Origin of the sequence: Pseudarthrobacter sp. LT1 (assembly GCF_035621795.1) — a bacterium.
Lineage (GTDB): Bacteria > Actinomycetota > Actinomycetes > Actinomycetales > Micrococcaceae > Arthrobacter.
The window spans coordinates 1,663,611-1,683,605 of record NZ_CP141830.1 but is presented as its reverse complement, the minus strand read 5'-3'; the positions used below and the strand labels follow the sequence as shown (position 1 = coordinate 1,683,605).

Genomic DNA, 19,995 nt, shown 5'->3' with positions numbered 1-19,995 from the left:
TTTGTGGCCCGCAATAATGCTGCCCCGCAGGTGAACATGGGCGCCCGGGAATCCCGCGGGGCGCAGGCCGCCAACCGCCGTTGTGCGCCCCTACCCGGCGCGGACCTGCCCGGCGGCAGTATCGGGGCGGCGCTGGGAACGGGCGCTGGCGTAGAGGCACACAGTGGCCGCCGTTCCAAGATTGAGGCTTTCGGCCGCACCGTAGACCGGAACCGCAACCCGGTGGTCCGCAAGTTCAAGCTCCTCAGCCGAGAGCCCCTGGGCCTCATTCCCAAAGAACCAGGCGGTCGGTGCAGCGAGGTCAAAGGCGGATGCAGGGCCTTCACCGGTGAGCCTGCGGCGCGCGTTCTCGTCCTGCAGGACATCCAGGTCCAGCTGCCCGTAACCGTCGGCAGCGAGGACGCCGATGCCCCGGGCCTTGCAGGCGGCAGCCAGTTCCGCGGGATCCGCGGCCAGGACGACCGGAAGATGGAACAGCGACCCCGCGGTGGAGCGGACCGCCTTGGGGTTGTAGATATCTACGCTGGACGCCGTGAAAATGACGGCGTCGGCGCCGGCCGAATCGGCCGCACGCAACACGGTGCCTGCATTCCCCGGGTCCCGGACCTGGCACAGCACGGCAAGCAGGCGCGGGCCGGCGTCGAGCACGTCCGCCAAGGCGACGTCCACGAACCTGCAGACGGCCACGATTCCCTGCGGGTTGACGGTGTCCGCCATGGCCGCCAGGACCTCGTCGGTGGCCAGCCGGGCGTTGGTGCCTTCGGCGAGCTCTTCGAATTCGGGGAAGCGGTCCAGGCAGCTTTCGCTGGCGAATACCTCGGTAACCACTCCGGGCGCTCCCGCCGAGAGGCGCTGCTGGTGGAGCTTGAGGGCTTCCCGGACCGCCTGCGGCCCCTCGGCAAGGAACTGGCCGCGCTTTAAACGGGCCGGGCGCCCTGCAAGCTTTGCCACGTCCCTGACCCGATCGGCTCGGGGGTTGGACAGTGGAAGATCTTGCGGGCGCCCGGTTTCGTTCATACAAGAACTGTAGTAGCTGACGCTTCCAGTTCCTGAACTGGCCCCTCAGGCGAGGGGCGGCAGCGACTGCTAGGCTGCGGCAACCTTCTTGGCGGAGGTGTCTGCCGGCAGGGAGTCCTTGGCCACCTGGACCAGTGCGGCGAAGGCGTTGGCGTCAGAAACGGCAAGCTCGGCCAGCATGCGGCGGTCAACCTCGACCTCAGCGGCCTTCAGGCCCTGGATGAGGCGGTTGTAGGTGAGGCCGTTGGCGCGGGACGCAGCGTTGATGCGCTGGATCCACAGGCGGCGGAAGTCGCCCTTCTTCTTCTTGCGGTCACCGTAGCTGTACACAAACGAGTGCAGCAGCTGTTCCTTGGCCTTGCGGTACAGGCGCGAACGCTGTCCGCGGTAACCCTTCGCCCGTTCAAGAACAACCCGGCGCTTCTTGTGGGCGTTGACCGCCCTCTTCACACGTGCCACGTGCGTACTCCTTCGAAAATCTGATCCCAAGCATCTGTTGCCGGTGTTCCGGCGGCCTGAGAAGGCTGTTTGGCAGGTGACGGACCACCGGTAAGCGGTCCATCAATAAACTTGGAAACTAGATGCCGAGCATCTTCCGGATGACCTTGGCGTCGCCCTTGAAGACGATCTTGTCGCCGGCAAGGCGGCGGGTCAGGCGGCTGGACTTGTGCTCCAGGTAGTGGCGGCGGTTGGCCTGCTGGCGGCGCAGCTTGCCGCTGCCGGTCAGCTTGAAGCGCTTCTTAGCACCACTGTGGGTCTTCATCTTCGGCATGGGAACCGATCTCCTTACGTTTCTGCGGACCCGGGGGCCGGCAGTTCTATCGCGCAGCCACCCCTGCGGGCAGCATGCTGGTTGCTGACTGCCGGGGACACGCCCCGGCAGCTGTGAACTAGTTGGTCTTCTTACCGGCCGGCTTCGGCACTGCCTTGGGGGCAGGGCGGGCAGCAGGCTTCGGTGCAGCAGGCCTGGCCACCGGCTTCGGCGGCGCAGGCACACCAGCCGGCTTCGGCGCCGCCGGTGCGGCGGCTTCCGGCTTGGCGGCAGCTGCAGGCTTAGGCGCCGGAGCGGCCGCCTTCGGCGCAGCAGCCTTGGGAGCGGCAGCCTTCGGGGCCTCCTGCTTCGGAGCTTCCTGCTTCGGAGCGGGAGCTTTGGCGGCTTCAGCCTTCGGGGCTTCCTGCTTCGGAGCTTCCTGCTTCGATGCGGGGGCCTTGGGGGCTTCCTGCTCAGGAGCGGCAGCAGGCGCTTCAGCCGGGGTGCTGTCCGCGGCCGTTGCCTCCGGTTCGGTGGAAACGGTGAAGCCTTCCGGCAGGAGGTCCGCCAGTGACTGGGTCATGGGGGTCTGGTCCTTGCCGGAGGTGTCAACGCGTCCTTCGGCTTTGGCTTCGTTCTGTGCCTTCGCTTCGGCGCGCTGGGTTGCCCGGCGTGCTTCCGCCTTGGCCTCAGCCTTGTTCTTCAGCGGGCCAACCACCATGACCATGTTGCGGCCGTCGATGCGGGGGCTGGACTCCACCACGCCGACTTCGGCGACGTCGTCGGCGAAGCGCTGGAGCAGGCGGATGCCCATCTCCGGACGCTGCTGCTCACGGCCACGGAACTGGATCATCGCCTTGACCTTGTCCCCGGCGCCGAGGAAGCGCAGGGCGTGGCCGCGCTTGGTCTCGTAGTCGTGGGTGTCGATCTTCAGGCGGAAGCGGATTTCCTTCAGAACCGTGTTCGTCTGGTTCTTCCGGGCCTCACGTGCCTTGACCGCGGCCTCGTACTTGTACTTGCCGAAGTCCATCAGCTTGCACACCGGAGGCTTTGCCTGAGGTGCAACTTCAACGAGATCAAGGTCGGACTCGGCAGCCAGGCGCAGGGCATCCTCAATACGGACGATTCCTACCTGTTCACCTGCAGGTCCGACCAGCCGCACCTCGGGGACGCGGATACGCTCATTGATTCTTGGCTCGCTAATGTTAAAGCTCCTGTGTTTGTTGTTGAGTCCGGCAAATGAAGAAGGCCCCCAATTGCCGGAGCAATCGAAGGCCTCAAAGAGGTTGGACCGGCAACCCGTAAAGGACTGCACGCGCACGATGACGGCAAATGCCGGCCCATGCCCAACCAGGTACCCGGCAACCTTGCGCCCCTGCAGGTTCCAAAGGAACGGGCGGGACAACGGCTGACGCGGGTGGGAGAGAACTCCGCTTGCAAACTGGAAGCCATACTACAGAAAAAATTCCCGTCAACGCCGCGAAGCACTGTTGGGAACCTGATCGTTTGGGACGATCCCTGAAATAACGACATCCAGTCGGTCTGTGTCAAGCTTACCAGTATGAGCACCTCAGACAGTAATTCGTACGTCTTCGAGCCCGGCGAAGCAGGCGCAGACGTTTCACAACAGATCCGCGACATCTCCGAAGTTCCCGCCATCGAGGTCATCACCACGGCCGCCGTGCACCTGATGAGCGCGGCCGCGGTAAAGCTTGGCCTGGCCGCAGAGGACAACGCAGCCGAACTCAAGGACCTCGACGAGGCCCGGAAGCTGATCACCGCACTGGCCGGCCTGGTGACCGCGGCGGCCCCGGAGATCGGTTCCCAGCACGCAGGGCCCTTGCGCGACGGCCTGCGGTCCCTGCAGCTGGCTTTCCGGGAAGAGTCGCTGATTCCGGACGCACCGGGCAAGGGCCCGGGTGAAAAGTACACCGGAGCCGTGAACTAGGGAGCAGCTTCCCCCAAGCAGCCTCCGACGGCGGGACGGCCTTCACAGGTCGTCCCGCCGTCGTGCTTTAACTCCCCACTGGACGGGCCCGCTCAGGCGGCGGCGCGGCGGCGGCGCTGCTGGAGCGCCAGGCCCACCAGGCAGAGCAGCACGCCGGCGGCGCCGACGGACACGAAGCCGCCGGAGGGACCCATGATGTCGATGAAGACCCCGGCGAGGGGCGAACCGAGCGCAACGCCGGCGGTCAGCGCTGAGCCGTACCAGCCCATGGCCTCCCCGCGCCGTTCCTCCGATACCAGGTCCGCGACCTTCTCGGAGGCCGCGGACAGGACGGGGGCGCAGAGCAGGCCGGGGAGGACGGAGACCAAGGCAAGCGTCCAGGTGTCGTGGGCGAAGGCCATGGGCAGGGTCAGCGCGGCCATGCCCAGCAGCAGGATGACAGATGGAATGGGCCGGTGCATGGCGCCGTATATCAGGCCGCCCAGCACGGAGGCAGCGCACCAGAAGACAAAGACGATCCCGATTTCGCTCTGGTGGCCGCCGGTTTCCAGGGCCGCGACAATGCCGACGTCGGTGCCGCTGAGGACCATGCCCGCGCCGGCGGCAACGGCGAAGAGTGCCGCGACCGTGGCGGTGAACCAGGCGAAGCCGCCGGCCAGTCTTCCCCGCAGGCCGCTTTGTGCCGCGCTGGTGGCCGCGCCGGCAGGGGCCAGCTCCGCGGCTGCTTCCTGGACATGCGCCGGGGCCGTGGAGACGACGGCGACTTCCGCAGCGTGCTGTTCATCTTCCATGCACTCGACTGTTTGGTCCGGGCTGCGGGTGGGCGGGTTGAACCACATGAGGAACAGCCCGGCGAGGGATGTAGCCACGCCCACCACTGTCAGGCCTGCAATAGTGTGGCCGCTGATGGCTACGACGGCGCCGGCGGCCGGGCCGATCATGAACACGAATTCCGTGGTGATGGCATCCAGGGCGAACGCCGTGCGCCGCTGGTCACCCTCGGCCAGGACACCCAGGGATTGCCGCACCACGCTGAAGATGGGCAGTGTGAGCAGGCCGCCCACGAAGACCAGCGGCAGGAGCCACTGGTACGACACATGGGGCACGATGGACCAGATCACGGTCTCTGAGATGACCGACGGGATGAGGGCGGTCCGCAACCCCACGGTATCCACGCGCCTCCCCCGCCACGGCGCCCCCAGGGCAATCCCGATGGTCATGACGGCCGCTGCAGCGCCGGCTGCGGCGTAGCCCTGGCCCAGGGTGAGGACGATGTGCAGGGTCAGCAGGACCCCTGCGGCTGAATGCGGGATGCGGGCAACCATGCCCACCAGCAGCAGCCGCCGAATCGGCCGGATGGCGAGCAACTCCCGGTAGAGAGCGAAATTCACGAAGCGGTCCTTCAGGGTATTCCGCTGTACCGGCGGGGATCACCCATCCTGCAGCGGTTAATCGGGAGCGCGCCTCAGTTTGATTTCCAGCGAGTCGACGCGCTCCCCAAACAATACATTCCGCGACCACTCCGACTGCAGGCCGGCCACGAGCCCCTGCACACCGGCAGCGTCGAGGCCGTCTTCAAGGTACAGCACCACTTGCAGCTCCGGCCCGGCACCGCCGCCTGGAACCACAGAGCCGTCGGCGGCCCTGGCGGCCACTCCCCTGCCAGGCAGCAGCTCCATGCCGCGGACAGCCGCGAAGCCGGTGGCAACGTTGCCCATCTCGGCGGCCAGCTCCTGGTCACTGTAGGAAGGGGTCCAGCCATGCTGCTTGGCGAGGGCCCAGACACCGGGCCTGCGCACCACGAACGTCACGTCGGCACCCGGATCCAGGACCAGGAGTTCTGCCCCTTCGGCGACGGCCGAGAGCGCCGCCCGCGCGGCATAGACGGCCACCGGCCGGGCCTCGGGATGCCATGCGGACAATGCGGCTGCCGACGTGAAGGCCGGCAGCGCAGTCCGTCCGTCCGCAGCCTTCAGCGTCACCAGCGCCATGTCCGCCTGTTTGTCGGCGTGCAGCCCGTGCTCTGTTTCTGCCTCTTCAGCCAGCTGCGCCACGATGGGAATGAAGACCCGGACCGTGGCCAGTGACGCGACGACATCCGCCTCATCGCCCCGCCCCTCGCGGAGCGCGGCAATGGCGGCGAGGTAGCCGGCGTCGGCCGTTCCGTCGTCGTCCTCGAAGTTATGGATCTTCGCGTCCTCACCGGCGAGGCTGCGGCCGGCCCATGGTTGTCCCGCGGAATCCGTGGCACCACCGGCGCCGGCAAGCGCCGCCGCGATGTGTCCGGGCAGGTGGCGGGCGGGAGGGCTTACCGGTTCTTCGGAGCTGGGCATGGCGGGGCTGCTTCCCCGCGCCTAGCGGCGGCCGGCGACGTCGAGGGCCTCGGGCAGCGTGAAGGCTCCGGCGTAGAGGGCCTTGCCCACAATGGCGCCTTCGACGCCCAGGGGAACCAACGAGCGGAGGACCTTGAGGTCGTCCAGGCTGGAGATGCCGCCGGAGGCCACCACGGGCTTGCCGGTCTTCTCCACCATCTGGCGCAGGAGTTCAACGTTCGGGCCCTGCAGGGTGCCGTCCTTGGTCACATCGGTCACCACGTAGCGGGCGCAGCCGGCCTCTTCGAGGCGGCCCAGCACGTCCCACAGGTCTCCACCCTCCTTCGTCCAGCCACGGCCGGCCAGGGTGGTCCCCCGGACGTCGAGGCCGACGGCGATCTTGTCGCCGAAGCGCTCGATGGCCCGGGCAGTCCACTCCGGGTTTTCGAGTGCTGCGGTCCCGAGGTTGACGCGTGCGACGCCCAAATCGAGGGCTGCTTCCAGCGTCTCGTCATCGCGGAGTCCGCCCGAGAGCTCCACCTTGATGTCCAGCCGGCCCACCACCTCGCGGAGCAGGTCGGCGTTGGAGCCGCGCCCAAACGCTGCGTCAAGGTCCACCAGGTGAACCCACTCGGCACCCTGCTGCTGCCAGTTCAGTGCCGCTTCGAGGGGGGTTCCGTAGCTGGTTTCGCTGCCCGCCTCGCCCTGGACCAGCCGGACGGCCTGGCCGTTGACGACGTCGACGGCAGGCAGCAGTTCAAGTACCGGCAGGTCATGTGCGGTGGTCATACTCATCCTCGGTGTTGGTTCTTCGGTTTCGGGCAAAGGCGGTTGGAATTCGGCGCGTTCAGGCAGGGCCGCAGAGCCCCTGGATCAGCCGGCCGGCAGCGTGAGCAGGTAGGCGGCGACCAGCGACATGGCGGCCAGGACATAAAAGGCCACCTGGGTCCAGAGGGGCTTGCGCTGCTGCCGGAACGAGATGCCGCCGCCAATCAGCAGGCCGGCGAGGCCCGTCAGGAGTACGGGCCACATCTAGGCGTCACTGCCGGCGTCGGCCGCCGGGGCGCCAGAGTCAGCGGCGGCCGGCTTGCGCAGGCCTTCGACCCAGTTGCGCAGGAGCCGCGCGCCGGCATCGCCGGACTTTTCGGGGTGGAACTGGGTGGCGCAGAGCGGGCCGTTTTCAACGGCGGCGATGAACGGTCCGCCGTGCTCGGACCAGGTAACCAGGGGCGGCGCCATCCGGGGCTGGATGACGTCGAAGTTCCATTCCTGCACGCCGTAGGAGTGCACGAAGTAGAACCGTTCGTTTTCGACGCCGGCAAAGAGTTTCGAGCCTTCGGGGACCTTGACGGTGTTCCAGCCCATGTGCGGAACAACTTCGGCGGGGAGGGCCTCCACCTTGCCGGGCCATTCGCCGATGCCCTGGGCTTCGGTACCGTGTTCAACCCCGGCCTCGAACAGGACCTGCAGGCCCACGCAGATACCAAGGACCGGGCGGCCGCCCGCCACGCGCCGGCCGATGAGCCGGATGCCGTCCACGGCCTTGAGTTCGCGCATCACGGTCTCGAACGCGCCGACGCCTGGCACCACCAGGCCGTCCGCGTTCAGCACATCTTCCGGCTTCGAGCTCAGGATCACTTCCGCGCCGGCACGTTCCAGGGCGCGCACGGCCGACCGGACGTTCCCGGACCCGTAGTCCAGCACCGTGACCGTGGGCTTACCTTCCGGCGACGGCAGCCTGCGCGACACCGACGGGTCGATGACTGCCCCGTCCTTCAGGACCTGCCCGCTCACAGCGCACCCTTGGTGGACGGGATGCCTTCAACCCGCGGATCCGGTTCAACGGCGGCGCGCAGGGCACGGGCAAAGGCCTTGAACTGTGCCTCGACGATGTGGTGCGGGTCCCGGCCGGCGATCACGTTCATGTGCAGGCAGATGCCGGCGTGCAGGGTGATGGCCTCGAAAACGTGACGGGTCAGGGACCCTGTGAAGTGGCCGCCGATCAGGTGGTATTCCTGGCCCGCCGGCTCACCCCCGTGCACCAGGTACGGGCGGCCGGACACGTCCACCACAGCATTGGCAAGGGCCTCATCCAGCGGCACGGTGGCCTCACCGAACCGTCGGATTCCTGCCTTGTTGCCCAGGGCAGTCCGCAGGACCTCGCCGAAGGTGATGGCGACGTCCTCCACGGTGTGGTGGACGTCGATGTGGGTATCTCCGGTGGCCTTGACCGTCATGTCGATCAGCGAGTGCTTGCACAGGGCGGTCAGCATGTGGTCGTAGAACGGCACCGAGGTATCGATGTCCGATACGCCCGTTCCATCGAGGTTGATCTCCACGAGTACGGAGGACTCGCTGGTGGCACGCTCCATGCGGGCGGTCCGGGCAGCAGCCGTATTCGATCCGGTTGGACTCATGGTGAAGGATCCTTAGTGCGAGAAGGAGTGGTTCAAGGCGACCAGCGCCGCAGTATCAAGTCTAGGCGTGAAGCGCGGCGTGGCCGGCAAGGATGCGTTCCAGGGACGTGAGGAAGGCTGTGGTTTCCGCCTCAGTGCCTGCGGTGACCCGGAGGTGGCCGGGGATGCCCACGTCCCTGATGAGCACGCCCGCGTCCAGCAGTTCCTGCCAGACCTGGTGCGGATTTTCCAGGCCGCCAAAGAACACGTAGTTGGAGTCCGACGCGGCGGGCTTGAGGCCCATCCTGGTCAGTTCGGCCACGATGCGGTCCCGCTGCTTCTTGATGTCTTCGACGTCGGCCATGAGCGCTTCCCGGTGTTCGAGCGCTGCCAGGGCGGTGGCCTGGGTGATGGCGGACAGGTGGTACGGCAGGCGGACCAGCCGCAGGGCATCGGTGACCTCGGGTGCAGCGGCCATGTAGCCGAGCCGGGCACCCGCCAGGGCGAACGCCTTGCTCATGGTGCGGGACACGATGAGCCGCTCACGGCCGGGCAGGAGCGTCAGGGCACTGGGAGTTCCGTCATGCGCGAACTCGTGGTACGCCTCATCGACGATGACGATGGCCTGGCTGTCTGCACCGGCGTCATAGACGGCCTCCACGACGTCCAGCCCAAGTCCTGTCCCGGTGGGGTTGTTGGGCGAGCAGAGGAACACGATGTTCGGCTGCAGTTCCTTGACCTGGCGGGCGGCCGACTCCGCGCTGAGGTCATAGCCCTCCGCGCGTTCCCCGGTGATGTACTGCGTGTCTGTTCCGCTGGCCAGCAGGGGGTACATGGAGTACGTGGGCGGGAAACCGAGTGCGGTGCGGCCCGGACCGCCAAAGGCCTGGAGGATCTGCTGGAGGACTTCATTGGAACCATTGGCGGCCCACAGGTTGGTTTCATCGAGCCCATGCCCGAGGTATTCGGCCAGGGCCTTCCGGAGCGCGGTGAACTCACGGTCCGGATAACGGTTCAGGCCCGCAGCGGCCTCCGTCACAGCGGCACTGATGGCGGCGCGCACGTCCGCGGGAACACCATGGGTGTTTTCATTGACGTTCAGCAGGATGGGGACGTCCAGTTGGGGCGCCCCGTATGGGGTCAGGCCGCGGAGGTTGCTGCGGAGGGGAAGCCGGTTCAGACGTTCTAGCTGGTCGTTCACCTGAACAGTTTAGTTGCCGCGGCAACGACCGGAAAATGTGACGGTTCCTGTTCGCCCTCGGCATGTCCCGCGGCCGCCCGCTTCACGTGAGGCGCCAGCGCAGGCAGCGGGCCCTGGCAGCCGGCGGAGGCGGCAGATCCGGCGGCTGCGGACAATCAGTGGGTGGGGACGAAGAGCTGCTGGCCCGGAAGAACGGTGCCCGCGGCAAGGTTGTTGAGCTGGACGATGTCCGCCACGACGTCCCGGGCGTCCCGGTCCGGAGCGACGGCGCCCGCAATGGCCCACAGCGACTGGCCGGACTGCACGGTCACCGTGACGGTGGGCGTCACCGCAAGGTCGGCGGCCGAGTCCGACGCCTTGGCCGGGGAGTGGAAGAGGCCCGAAAGCGACAGCAGGAGTACAGCCAGGAGCACGAGCGGAACTCCGATCAGGACAATCCTCCCCCGGCGGGTCAGCCGCAGGGGCGCGGACGAAGGTGAAACCTGGTGAAGAGATAAAGCTGACATGAACTAAGCCCTCCTGGACTTGCCGTGCTGCCCGGGTGTCCGCCCGCTGCTGCCTTGCCGTTCATATCGCGCCGGGACTTCTCCCGGCCGCGTATTCGAATGGCGCACCTGCTGGTTAGAACACATGTTCGAACTTTGCTTGTTAAGTTTTAGCACCTATCAACGAACAATGTCGAGACTCGCTAGAACAAATGTTTGAAAAAGCAATGTGGCTGGCCTAGTTTTGAAACCACAGAACAACCACCACTGAAGTTGAACAGCAGGGTCTGACAATGACAGTGGGAGTCCTTCCGGCGGCACTGTGGAACAGCGGCACACGGAAGATCCGGCGGCAAGCGAAAGGCATTGGCGAATATGGCAGCAGCAGCCGCCGGGGGCAGGACCGCCCCGCAATCCAAGAGGACAGCCAAGGGCCTGACCCCTCGGCAGAAAAAGATCCTCGAGACCATCCAGCGCTCGGTCAATGAGAACGGGTATCCGCCCTCCATGCGCGAGATCGGCGATACCGTCGGCCTTGCGAGCCTGTCCAGCGTGACCCACCAGCTTTCCCAGTTGGAGAAGCTGGGTTACCTGCGCCGCGACCCCAAGCGGCCGCGCGCCATGGAAGTGCTGATGCCGCTCACGCTGGACGGCGGGGGCAAAGGCGCCGGTGCGTCTCCTGCGCCGCAGGCTGCGGGCGGGGGCGCCACGGTCACCGAACTGCCTACCGCACTGGATACGGCCATGGTTCCTTTGGTGGGCCGGATTGCCGCCGGCGGGCCCATCCTCGCCGAACAGCTCGTGGAGGATGTCATGCCGCTGCCCCGCCAGCTGGTGGGCCAGGGCGAACTTTTCATGCTCAAAGTGGCTGGCGACTCCATGGTGGACGCCGCCATTTGCGATGGTGACTGGGTGGTGGTGAGGCGCCAGGCTGACGCGGCCAATGGGGACATTGTTGCTGCCCTGCTGGACGACGAGGCGACCGTGAAGACGTTCCGCCAGCGCGACGGCCACACGTGGCTGCTCCCCCAGAACACGCAGTACGAACCTATCCTGGGCGACCACGCCACCATCATGGGCAAGGTCGTCTCGGTCCTGCGTTCCCTCTAGCCTGCGCACGCCTGCGCGGCATCCGCGCAGGCGTTGTCCGGCAGTCCGTCAGGAAGCGTCGGCACCAAGCCGGTTGAGCGCGGCCAGCGCCTTGGCGCGGTCGGTGGTGGCCCAGAACGGGGGCAGCGCACCGCGCAGGAATCCTGCATAGCGTTCGGTGGCCAGCCGTGAGTCCAGGACGGCCACCACGCCTTTGTCCCCGGTAGACCTGATCAGGCGCCCGGCACCCTGGGCGAGCCGGATGGCTGCGTGGGTGGCGGAAACGGACATGAAGCCGTTTCCCCCTGCCTGCGCCACGGCACGCGAACGCGCCGTCACCAGGGGATCGTCCGGCCGTGGGAAGGGTATGCGGTCTATTACCACCAGCCGGCAGGATCCTCCGGGAACGTCGACGCCCTGCCACAGGGACATAGTGCCGAAGAGGCAGGTGTCCGGTTCGTCGGCGAATTGCTTGACCAAGGCGGTCATGGTCGACTCGCCCTGGCAGAGAACAGTCATATTGAGCTTTGGCCGGAGGGCGTCGGCGGCCTCTTCTGCGGCCCGCCGCGAGGAGAACAGGCACAGGGCGCCCCCGCCTGATGCCTTGATGAGTGCTTCGAGTTCTGACAGCGCTTCCTGTGACACGCCGCGGCCGGGCTTGGGCAGGTGGCCGGCGACGTAGAGGATGCCCTGCTTGGGATAGTCGAAGGGCGAGCCAACATCCACGCCCGTCCAGCTGGGGGCCCCGTCGCCTACCAGGCCCAGTCCCCCGGCCGCCGGTTCAAAGGCGGAGCCGATGGCCAGGGTGGCAGAGGTCAGCACGACGGTGTGGTGTGCGAAGAGTCCCTCCCGCAGCCTGCCGGCGACGGACAGTGGGGCTATGTTGATCAGCACCGGCGCACTGTCATCGGGCTGTGAGTATCCCTGGCCGGGATCGAAGGTGCTGGCGCGGGAGAACCACACCACTTCGCGGTTCTCGCGTGCAGCAATGAGCCTTTCGCAGAGTTCCAGGATGAGCATCAGCCGGGAACGCGCCAGCTGCCGCCCGCCGTCGGCTGTGGTGTTGCTGTCCCCTTTGGAATCGGACAACGCGGCCCGGCACGCTTCACGCAACTGGTCCACGCAGTCGAGCTGGTCATCGTTCAGCCCGTTGGGAAGCAGACCGTTCGGTGCGCCGGCAAGGGCCAGTTCCAGGTTGGCAGCTGCGGCGTTCAGGGCGTCAACGGTGATGGCGGTATGTTTCCGGGCACCCGAAGCGGCAGCGTGGACCATAGCCACGGACAACTGTCCGGACACGGCGCCAGTGACCCGGTCCTGCAGTTCGTGCGCTTCGTCCACCACCACGACGTCGTATTCGGGCAGGACGGCAAGTCCCTCGAACGCGCTGACGGCCAGCATGGCGTGGTTGGTGACCACCACATCGGCCTCGGCTGCGTCTTGCCGGGCGAGTTCGCTGAAGCATTCGGCGGCCATCGGGCATTTCTGTGCCCCCAGGCATTCCATCGACGTCACGGAAACCTGGCGCCAGGCGCGGTCGGTCACGCCGGGCAGGAGCTCGTCCCTGTCGCCGGTGGTTGTCTTTTCGGCCCATTCGCGGAGCCGTACCACTTCCTTGCCGAGCTGCGACGATGGTCCGCCCACCGAAGCAGCGAAATGTGGAACGCTGGTGTCCTCTCCCAGGGAGAAGAGCTGCCCTTCCGATGGTTCCTCTGACGGGAAACCGCCTTCAAGCTTGTGGCGGCAAACGTAGTTGGACCGCCCCTTGACCAAGGCAACCTTGACCGGCCGGTCCAGTGCCGGCGTGATGTTCTTCAGGAGCCTGGGCAGGTCCCTGCCCACAATCTGGGTCTGGAGTGCCAGCGTGGCCGTGGACACCAGGGCCGGCTTGTTGCTTTCCAGGGCATGGGCGATAAGCGGTACCAGGTAGGCGAGCGATTTGCCGGTGCCGGTGCCTGCCTGGACCAACAGGTGGTTGCCGGTTTCGATGGCCCGGGCCACCTGGCGGGCCATTTCGTGTTGTCCGGTGCGGCTTTGTCCGCCCATGCCGGCGACGGCGCGGTCGAGCAGTTCAATAACGAACTGCTCGCCCGCCGTCTGCGCAGCTTCGCCGGCAGCAGGGTCAGTCATTGACGACGAATGGTTCCAGTTCAGACGCGAGGCCCTCACGGACCATCACGGCAGCCCTGGTGCCTGCCTCAACGTGGTCCAGGCTGAGGATTTCGGCGTCGGACTCGTGGAGCTTGCTGAGCAGGTCCCCGCGGTCGTACGGAATGAGCAGCTCCATCTTGACGGATGGCCGGGGAATGGACTCACTGATGGCCTTCAGCAGCTCCGGAATGCCCTCCCCCGTCCGGGCGGAGACCACCACGTGCCGCGGCTCGCGCTGCTTCAGCCGCTCCACCACGAAGGGGTCGGCTGCATCGGCCTTGTTCAGGACGATGATTTCGGGCACCTTGCGGGCATCGACTTCGCTGAAGACTTTCCGGACCGCTGCGATCTGCCCTTCGGGGTCGGGATGCGAAACGTCCACCACGTGCAGGATCAGGTCCGAGTCGGCGACCTCTTCGAGGGTGGAACGGAAGGCTTCCACCAACTGTGTGGGCAGCGACCGGACGAATCCGACGGTGTCGGCCAGGGTGTACCCCAGGCCGTCGGCGGTTTCGGCCTTGCGGACAGTGGGATCCAGCGTGGCGAACAGCGCGTTTTCCACGAGGACACCTGCGTCCGTGAGCCGGTTGAGCAGCGAGGATTTGCCGGCGTTGGTGTACCCGGCGATTGCCACCGAGGGCACTTCGTTACGACGGCGGTTGGCCCGTTTGGTCTCCCGAGCGGGCTTCATGGCGGCAATTTCGCGCCGCAGCTTTGCCATGCGGGTACGGATCCGGCGCCGGTCCAGTTCGATCTTGGTCTCACCGGGGCCACGGGAGCCCATGCCGGCAGCAGCGCCGCCCACCTGGCCACCAGCCTGGCGGGACATCGACTCGCCCCAGCCGCGCAGGCGGGGAAGCAGGTATTCCAGCTGTGCCAGTTCCACTTGGGCTTTGCCCTCGCGGCTCTTGGCATGCTGGGCGAAGATGTCCAGGATCAGGGCCGTGCGGTCGATGACCTTGACCTTGACGATGTCTTCAAGGCCGCGGCGCTGGGAAGGTGCCAGTTCGGCGTCCACCACCACGGTGTCCGCGCCGGTGGACATGACGATGTCCTTCAGCTCCTGGGCCTTGCCGGACCCCAGGAAAGTCCCGGGGTCTGGTTTGTCGCGGCGCTGCACCAACCCGTCGAGGACCTCCGAACCGGCGGTCTCGGCGAGGGCCGCGAGCTCACGCAGCGAGTTTTCGGCGTCGGCAAGCGTTCCTTCGGACCAGAGCCCGGCGAGGACGACGCGTTCCAGGCGCAGCTGCCGGTATTCGACCTCGGTGACGTCTTCGAGTTCGGTGGACAGGCCTGCCCGCCGGCGCAGCGCGCGCCGTTCCTCGAGGTCCTGCTGGTCGCCATCGTAGGTTGAGTGTTCTTCGTCAAGGCGGGAAATGGCCTGCGCCTTGCCAAGCACCGCTTTTCCACTGCCGCCTTCACCACCGGGCGTGCTGACGTTTCTGGCCGGTCCGTCCTTGGCGAGGATCCGGTCGATGACAGCCTGGATCTCCTGCGGACTCATGTCCTGGGAGGCTGGTTCGGAACCGGTATTGGGCTGGCTGGTCATGGTCTCCTTTGAAGATTCGGCAGTTCCAGAATAGTGCTGATTGGGTGGAAGTTGGAAAGTATTCGCGCTGGGCTGACGGCCTGCGGTCATGCAGTTCTCCTAGTTGTTTCGCCGCCGGCTGCGATGCCGGGGCTCGAATGCCGCGTCAGGACGGCGGCAGGGCTGGAAAGGCCGGAGAATGGCAGGAAGTGCAGCAGCAGGCTGACTTTCGAGTATTGTCCGGCGGCCGGCTCAGACGGAAGGGTCTGGCCAGTGCACCCCAGCGGAAGGCATGGAAACCTGCGTCGCTGCGGGACGGACTGTCGCTGGAGGACAGGCTGCGGGACGGGCATGGCCCGTACCGGCTACTCGAAGATCAGGAACATGCCTTCCAGCGTAGCAGAGGGCCTTCAGGCCGGTTTCCCATTACGCTGCAGGGGGAACTACTCTGGCCAGTTATGGAGTCCGCACACTATTTCAGCACGTCCCCTGCCGGCCCCTTTACCCGGAAGCCTTTGACGGTGGAATTGGCCGGTCAGACACGACGGCTCCAGACCTCCACGGGCATCTTCAGCCCCGACGGAATCGACAAGGGCACCGCGGTGCTCCTCGCCGAAGTTCCGGCCCCGCATCCAAAGGGCAATCTCCTGGATATCGGGTGCGGCTGGGGTCCGGTGGCGCTCACTATGGCGCTGCTGGCCCCCGAATCAAACGTCTACGCCGTGGATGTCAACGAACGCTGCATCACCCTGACCAACGAGAACGCCGCCGTGCTGGGACTGTCCAACGTCGTCGCCAGCACGCCCCAGGCCGTGGATCCAGGCATCCGCTTCGACACGATCTGGTCCAACCCGCCGATCAGGATCGGCAAGGATGAACTGCATGCCCTGCTCAAACTGTGGCTGCCGCGCCTGGCAGAGGGCGGCACCGCATGGCTGGTGGTGCAGAAGAACCTTGGCTCTGATTCCCTTCAGCGCTGGCTGGCCGCCGAACTGGACAGTTCCTTCACCGTGACCCGCGAATCGACGTCCAAGTCCTTCCGGATCCTGAAGGTCAAGAAAGCGTCCCACTCGCCACAATGACTGCGGGGCCGCTGAGCTCCACATGCTCGTGGCCGCCGGGGCCGGCGAAGAACTTCACGCCCACCGTTCCTCCCGGTACGTGGACCTGCCAGGCGTCGGGGGCTTCCGCCCCGGCCCAGTGCCTGATGGCGACGGCGGCAGCACAGGCGCCCGTCCCGCAGGACTGGGTCTCCCCCACGCCACGCTCGTGCACGCGCATGGTTACGGATCCGACGCCGTCATGGACCAGCGGTTCTGCCGGCACCACGAATTCCACGTTGGTCCCGTTCGCGGGTACCGGGTCGACCTTCGGGGCGGTGAACAGCCGTGTGCCCGTGAGCTCCGCAAGTTCAGCGAGGGCCACCACGGTGTGCGGGTTGCCCATGCTCACGGAGAGTGCCGGCCGGGGGACCTCCAGCCCGTCGGCGGTGACAAGGGAGTCCATGGCCTTGGCGCCGGCTTCACCGGGGAAAATGAACTCCCAGGGTCCCATGTCCACCGCGTAGCCGTCTCCGGTCCGGACCACGGTCTTGACGCCGCCCCGGGTGCCGATGGTGAGCGATCCGCCGTCGGGCAGGTCGATCAGGCCCTGCGTCCGCAGGAAGTGGACGAAGACCCTGACCCCGTTGCCGCACATCTCGGACAGGGAGCCGTCGGCGTTGCGGTAATCCATGAACCATTCCGCGTCCGGAGTGCCGGCGAGCAGTTCCCGGCCCTCCGGCAGGAAGCGGGACGGGATGGCCCTGATCAGGCCGTCGGCCCCGATCCCACGGTGGCGGTCACACAGGGCGGCGGCCTGGTCGGCGCCGATTACGTGCGCCCCCTCGGGGTCCGCCACCAGGACGAAGTCGTTGCCGGTGCCGTGCCCCTTGGAAAAGCGGAGCCCGCTCAGTGTGCGCAGGGCGGGGCCGGTGGTTTCTGCGGGGGTAGCATTCATGATCCCAAGCGTAGCGGCGGGTGCTGCCGGTCCTGAAACCGCAGCTACCGGCACAACTCCGCTGCCTTGCCCACGAGCTCCGGATCCTGCCAGTCCAGCCACGTGATGCGGGGATCGGCGCGGAACCAGGTCAACTGCCGCCGGGCAAACTGCCGGGTGGCCACGATGGTTTCTTCCGCGGCAGCCTCAACGGTGGATGCGCCGTCGAGGACCCGCAGGAACTGTGCATAGCCCAGGGCGCGGGATGCGGTTTTGCCGCGGCGCAGGCCTTTGGCATCGAGCATCCGGACCTCCTCCAGCAGGCCGGCGTCCACCATCCGGTGCACGCGCGCTGCCAGCCGGTCCCGCAAAACCCCGCGGTCCACGCCGAGGCCCACCTGGACGGCGGGCTGGTGGTACTCCCTCCGCGGCATGTAGGAGCTGAAGGGGCGCCCGGTGAGTTCGTGGACCTCCAGCGCGCGGATGATGCGCCGGGCATCGGAGACCCGGGAGGCGGAGGTGGGATCCACCCTCCGGAGCCTGCCCAGGAGTTCGCCTGTGCCGAGTTCCGCGTGCTCCGCCTCAAGCCGGGCACGCAGCGCAGGGTCGGTCCCCGGGAATTCCAGGACGTCCAGGGCGGCCCGGACGTACAGCCCGGAGCCCCCTGCCAGAATGGCGCGCTTGCCGCGCCCATGGATGTCGTCGATGGTTTCGCGCGCCTGGGCCTGGAAGTCGGAAACACTGGCTTCCTGGGTCACGTCCAGGATGTCCAGGAGGTGGTGCGGCACTCCCCTGCGCTCGGCCACCGTGATCTTGGCGGTGCCGATGTCCATGCCGCGGTAGAACTGCATGGCATCGGCATTGATGACCTCGCCGTCCAGTTCGAGGGCAAGGTTGACGGCGAGGTCGGACTTTCCGGAGCCGGTGGGACCGACGACGGCGATGACGGGCGGGGCAGCCACCTGTCAGCGGGTGCGCAGCGGCAGTGAGGGCATGCCGAGGGAGACGCCCTTTCGTGCCTCTCCGGAACCGGGGACCGGCGCTCCGCAGGAGTCGGCCTGGGACCTGTCCCACGCGTCCCCTGCCCGTGAACGGCGAAGGCTGTAGTCCTCAGGCGTCGGGTCGGAGACCAGGTGGAAAGCCGCGGCCTCGGTAATGGTGACAGTGACGAGGTCCCCGGGCCTGGGGGCAGGTGCGCCCTCCGGGACCGAGAAATGAACCAGGCGCTGGTCCTGCGACCGGCCGGACAGCCGGTGGGTTTCCTCCGACTTCCGCCCGGACTGTGCGGTCACCATGATTTCGAGCCGGCGGCCTAGCTGCTTCCGGTTTTCCTCCGCGGCGATGCGGTCCTGCAGGGCGGTGAGGCGTTCGAAGCGTTTCTGGACCACGGCCTTGGGGAGCTGGTCGGGCAGGTCGGCCGCGGGCGTGCCGGGACGCTTTGAATATTGGAAGGTGAAGGCGGTGGCGAAGCGGGACTTTTCCACCACGTCCAGGGTGGCCTGGAAGTCCTCTTCCGTTTCGCCCGGGAAGCCGACGATGATGTCGGTGGAAATGGCGGCGTGCGGGATCCTTTCGCGGACCTTGTCCAGGATGCCCAGGAACTTGGTGGACCGGTAGGAACGCTTCATGGCCCGGAGGATGCTGTCCGATCCGGACTGCAGCGGCATGTGCAGCTGCGGCATCACGTTCGGCGTCTCTGCCATGGCGTCGATGACGTCATCCGTGAAGGCGGCAGGGTGCGGGCTGGTGAACCGGACGCGTTCGAGCCCCTCGATCTCTCCGCAGGCACGCAGGAGCTTGGAGAATGCCTGCCGGTCCCCGAATTCCACCCCGTAGGAGTTGACGTTCTGGCCGAGCAGGGTGACTTCGATGGCGCCGTCGTCCACGAGTGCCTGGATCTCGGCGAGGATCTCTCCGGGCCGGCGGTCCTTTTCCTTGCCGCGGAGGGCGGGCACGATGCAGAAGGTGCAGGTGTTGTTGCAACCCACGGAGATGGACACCCAGCCCGAGTAAACGGAGTCACGTTTGGTTGGCAGCGTTGACGGGAAGACGTCCAGGGATTCCAGGATCTCCAGCTGCGCTTCATTATTGTGTCGTGCCCGGTCCAGGAGGGCGGGGAGGGCACCGACGTTGTGGGTACCGAAGACTGCGTCCACCCATGGCGCCTTCTTCAGGATCGTCTCGCGGTCCTTTTGCGCCAGGCAGCCGCCCACGGCGATCTGCATGCCGGGGTTGGCCGCCTTCACGGGGGCCAGAATGCCCAGGTTGCCGTAGAGCTTGTTGTCCGCGTTTTCCCGGACCGCGCACGTGTTGAAGACCACGACGTCGGCATGCTCGCCCTCGGCCGGGACGTAGCCCGCGGCCTCGAGCAGGCCGGACATCCGTTCCGAGTCGTGGACGTTCATCTGGCAGCCGAAGGTGCGCACCTGGTAGGTGCGGGGCAGGGCTCCGGTTTGCGGCACGGCCCCTGCTTCGACGGAAGGGGTGGCGCCGGGTCGGGGGGAAGGAATGGTCAAACTCACCCGTTAAGGGTACCGGCTTTGGAGGCCCCTGCTGTCGGGGTTCTGCTGGGTATCGAGGACATCGTTGACGATCCGGAACGCCTGCGAGGGCTGGTAACCCTTTCTTGCCAGCATGGACGCCAGGCGCCGCACCGCCTTGTCCCGTTCGACGGGACCGGACAGGTCTGTTCCGGGCCGGAGCTTGCGCTCAACCAGGGCGCGCGCGGCGGCCTCCTCATCGGCGTCAGTCAGTTGTTCCAGCGCTGACGCCGCTGTCTCCTGGTCGATGCCCTTTTCAGCGAGCTCACGCCTCAGGGCGCCTTTGGCCAGCTTGCGGGACTGGGCGCGGCTCCTGACCCACATGTCAGCGAATTCTGCGTCGTTGATCAGCCGGACTTCCTGGAATTTGTCCAGCACCGCCTCCGCGACGTGCTCCGGGATGTTCCGTTCGGCCAGTTTCCGGGCAAGCTGCAGCCTGCTCTTGGGCGCCGCCGTCAGCTGCCGGTACACGATGGCCTGCGCAGCCGTGAACGGGTCCGGTTCGGCGTCCGCGGCCTGCGGGTCTTCAGGGACTGCATACCCGTCCGGCACCCCTGTTGAGGAGGTGCCGGAACGGGGGCGCCGTGTTCGTGGTCCGGTCAA

Annotated in this window: 21 protein-coding genes; 3 read left to right on the top strand and 18 right to left on the bottom strand. The window is 66.8% G+C overall.

Annotated elements, in window-relative coordinates:
• Positions 1-90 precede the first annotated feature (90 nt).
• From VIK36_RS07930 to infC, 4 genes are all read right to left on the bottom strand, one after another.
• Positions 91-1,017 (bottom strand): RNA methyltransferase, encoded by a 927-nt coding sequence (locus tag VIK36_RS07930; RefSeq protein WP_324644708.1) that lies wholly within the window; start codon positions 1,015-1,017, stop codon positions 91-93.
• A gap of 69 nt (positions 1,018-1,086) precedes the next feature.
• The gene (gene rplT, locus VIK36_RS07925) at positions 1,087-1,476 is read right to left on the bottom strand and encodes a 50S ribosomal protein L20 (protein ID WP_018763610.1); all 390 of its coding nucleotides are present in this window, start codon (positions 1,474-1,476) and stop codon (positions 1,087-1,089) included.
• Positions 1,477-1,594: 118 nt separating this feature from the next.
• Positions 1,595-1,789, bottom strand: a complete 195-nt coding sequence (rpmI, locus tag VIK36_RS07920; RefSeq protein WP_009358635.1) for a 50S ribosomal protein L35 — start codon at positions 1,787-1,789, stop codon at positions 1,595-1,597.
• Between the two features lie 118 nt (positions 1,790-1,907).
• Positions 1,908-2,930, bottom strand: a complete 1,023-nt coding sequence (gene infC, locus VIK36_RS07915; RefSeq protein ID WP_255175068.1) for a translation initiation factor IF-3 — start codon at positions 2,928-2,930, stop codon at positions 1,908-1,910.
• Between the two features lie 399 nt (positions 2,931-3,329).
• Here infC and VIK36_RS07910 point away from each other — a divergent pair, with 399 nt between their 5' ends.
• Entirely contained in the window at positions 3,330-3,716 is a 387-nt protein-coding gene (locus VIK36_RS07910) for a DUF1844 domain-containing protein (protein WP_159632313.1), read from the top strand.
• Between the two features lie 92 nt (positions 3,717-3,808).
• Here VIK36_RS07910 and VIK36_RS07905 read toward each other — a convergent pair whose 3' ends face one another.
• The 8 genes from VIK36_RS07905 to VIK36_RS07870 all read right to left on the bottom strand — a co-directional run bounded on the left by VIK36_RS07905 (position 3,809) and on the right by VIK36_RS07870 (position 10,131).
• On the bottom strand, positions 3,809-5,107 hold the full coding sequence (locus tag VIK36_RS07905; protein WP_324644707.1) for an MFS transporter: 1,299 nt from the start codon (positions 5,105-5,107) through the stop codon (positions 3,809-3,811).
• A gap of 57 nt (positions 5,108-5,164) precedes the next feature.
• A complete protein-coding gene (locus VIK36_RS07900) occupies positions 5,165-6,049 on the bottom strand; it encodes an SseB family protein (protein ID WP_255175065.1) in 885 nt (294 codons plus the stop codon).
• Positions 6,050-6,070: 21 nt separating this feature from the next.
• On the bottom strand, positions 6,071-6,817 hold the full coding sequence (gene priA / locus VIK36_RS07895; protein WP_159632316.1) for a bifunctional 1-(5-phosphoribosyl)-5-((5-phosphoribosylamino)methylideneamino)imidazole-4-carboxamide isomerase/phosphoribosylanthranilate isomerase PriA: 747 nt from the start codon (positions 6,815-6,817) through the stop codon (positions 6,071-6,073).
• 84 nt (positions 6,818-6,901) lie between these two features.
• Entirely contained in the window at positions 6,902-7,060 is a 159-nt protein-coding gene (locus VIK36_RS07890) for a hypothetical protein (protein ID WP_224025617.1), read from the bottom strand.
• Positions 7,061-7,822: an imidazole glycerol phosphate synthase subunit HisH gene (gene hisH / locus VIK36_RS07885; protein WP_255175063.1), complete on the bottom strand. Its 762-nt coding sequence runs from the start codon at positions 7,820-7,822 to the stop codon at positions 7,061-7,063.
• A complete protein-coding gene (gene hisB / locus VIK36_RS07880; protein WP_224025616.1) occupies positions 7,819-8,445 on the bottom strand; it encodes an imidazoleglycerol-phosphate dehydratase HisB in 627 nt (208 codons plus the stop codon). The genes hisH and hisB overlap by 4 nt, the downstream gene beginning before the upstream one ends.
• Before the next feature lie 61 nt (positions 8,446-8,506).
• Complete coding sequence (locus VIK36_RS07875) at positions 8,507-9,625, bottom strand: histidinol-phosphate transaminase (protein WP_324644706.1); 1,119 nt, start codon at positions 9,623-9,625, stop codon at positions 8,507-8,509.
• 155 nt (positions 9,626-9,780) lie between these two features.
• Complete coding sequence (locus VIK36_RS07870; protein WP_159632320.1) at positions 9,781-10,131, bottom strand: LysM peptidoglycan-binding domain-containing protein; 351 nt, start codon at positions 10,129-10,131, stop codon at positions 9,781-9,783.
• 354 nt (positions 10,132-10,485) lie between these two features.
• Here VIK36_RS07870 and lexA point away from each other — a divergent pair, with 354 nt between their 5' ends.
• Positions 10,486-11,220, top strand: coding sequence for a transcriptional repressor LexA (gene lexA / locus VIK36_RS07865; RefSeq protein ID WP_255175060.1), 735 nt, complete (start codon positions 10,486-10,488; stop codon positions 11,218-11,220).
• 48 nt (positions 11,221-11,268) lie between these two features.
• Here lexA and VIK36_RS07860 read toward each other — a convergent pair whose 3' ends face one another.
• Positions 11,269-13,326: an ATP-dependent DNA helicase gene (locus VIK36_RS07860; RefSeq protein WP_324644705.1), complete on the bottom strand. Its 2,058-nt coding sequence runs from the start codon at positions 13,324-13,326 to the stop codon at positions 11,269-11,271.
• Complete coding sequence (gene hflX / locus VIK36_RS07855) at positions 13,319-14,896, bottom strand: GTPase HflX (RefSeq protein WP_324644704.1); 1,578 nt, start codon at positions 14,894-14,896, stop codon at positions 13,319-13,321. Before hflX ends, VIK36_RS07860 begins: the two co-directional genes overlap by 8 nt.
• A gap of 437 nt (positions 14,897-15,333) precedes the next feature.
• Here hflX and VIK36_RS07850 point away from each other — a divergent pair, with 437 nt between their 5' ends.
• Positions 15,334-15,957, top strand: coding sequence for a class I SAM-dependent methyltransferase (locus VIK36_RS07850; protein WP_324644703.1), 624 nt, complete (start codon positions 15,334-15,336; stop codon positions 15,955-15,957).
• Here VIK36_RS07850 and dapF read toward each other — a convergent pair.
• The 4 genes from dapF to VIK36_RS07830 are packed head-to-tail and all read right to left on the bottom strand — an operon-like array spanning position 15,929 to position 19,995.
• The gene (gene dapF / locus VIK36_RS07845) at positions 15,929-16,873 is read right to left on the bottom strand and encodes a diaminopimelate epimerase (protein ID WP_324644702.1); all 945 of its coding nucleotides are present in this window, start codon (positions 16,871-16,873) and stop codon (positions 15,929-15,931) included. The genes VIK36_RS07850 and dapF overlap by 29 nt on opposite strands.
• A gap of 44 nt (positions 16,874-16,917) precedes the next feature.
• Positions 16,918-17,814 carry a tRNA (adenosine(37)-N6)-dimethylallyltransferase MiaA gene (gene miaA / locus VIK36_RS07840; RefSeq protein WP_324644701.1) on the bottom strand — a complete coding sequence of 299 codons (897 nt, stop codon included), beginning with the start codon at positions 17,812-17,814 and terminating at the stop codon, positions 16,918-16,920.
• 3 nt (positions 17,815-17,817) lie between these two features.
• Positions 17,818-19,374 carry a tRNA (N6-isopentenyl adenosine(37)-C2)-methylthiotransferase MiaB gene (miaB, locus tag VIK36_RS07835; protein WP_420716259.1) on the bottom strand — a complete coding sequence of 519 codons (1,557 nt, stop codon included), beginning with the start codon at positions 19,372-19,374 and terminating at the stop codon, positions 17,818-17,820.
• Between the two features lie 3 nt (positions 19,375-19,377).
• The gene (locus VIK36_RS07830) at positions 19,378-19,995 is read right to left on the bottom strand and encodes a regulatory protein RecX (RefSeq protein ID WP_324644699.1); all 618 of its coding nucleotides are present in this window, start codon (positions 19,993-19,995) and stop codon (positions 19,378-19,380) included.

Excerpts from the sequence above, each read along its gene's own strand:
- VIK36_RS07930 (WP_324644708.1), bottom strand. The coding sequence starts at position 1,017 with ATGAACGAAACCGGGCGCCCGCAAGATCTTCCACTGTCCAACCCCCGA.
- rpmI (WP_009358635.1), bottom strand. The coding sequence starts at position 1,789 with ATGCCGAAGATGAAGACCCACAGTGGTGCTAAGAAGCGCTTCAAGCTG.
- VIK36_RS07910 (WP_159632313.1), top strand. The coding sequence starts at position 3,330 with ATGAGCACCTCAGACAGTAATTCGTACGTCTTCGAGCCCGGCGAAGCA.
- VIK36_RS07900 (WP_255175065.1), bottom strand. The coding sequence starts at position 6,049 with ATGCCCAGCTCCGAAGAACCGGTAAGCCCTCCCGCCCGCCACCTGCCC.
- priA (WP_159632316.1), bottom strand. The coding sequence starts at position 6,817 with ATGACCACCGCACATGACCTGCCGGTACTTGAACTGCTGCCTGCCGTC.
- VIK36_RS07890 (WP_224025617.1), bottom strand. The coding sequence starts at position 7,060 with ATGTGGCCCGTACTCCTGACGGGCCTCGCCGGCCTGCTGATTGGCGGC.
- hisB (WP_224025616.1), bottom strand. The coding sequence starts at position 8,445 with ATGAGTCCAACCGGATCGAATACGGCTGCTGCCCGGACCGCCCGCATG.
- VIK36_RS07870 (WP_159632320.1), bottom strand. The coding sequence starts at position 10,131 with ATGTCAGCTTTATCTCTTCACCAGGTTTCACCTTCGTCCGCGCCCCTG.
- lexA (WP_255175060.1), top strand. The coding sequence starts at position 10,486 with ATGGCAGCAGCAGCCGCCGGGGGCAGGACCGCCCCGCAATCCAAGAGG.
- VIK36_RS07860 (WP_324644705.1), bottom strand. The coding sequence starts at position 13,326 with ATGACTGACCCTGCTGCCGGCGAAGCTGCGCAGACGGCGGGCGAGCAG.
- hflX (WP_324644704.1), bottom strand. The coding sequence starts at position 14,896 with ATGACCAGCCAGCCCAATACCGGTTCCGAACCAGCCTCCCAGGACATG.
- VIK36_RS07850 (WP_324644703.1), top strand. The coding sequence starts at position 15,334 with ATGGAGTCCGCACACTATTTCAGCACGTCCCCTGCCGGCCCCTTTACC.
- dapF (WP_324644702.1), bottom strand. The coding sequence starts at position 16,873 with ATGAATGCTACCCCCGCAGAAACCACCGGCCCCGCCCTGCGCACACTG.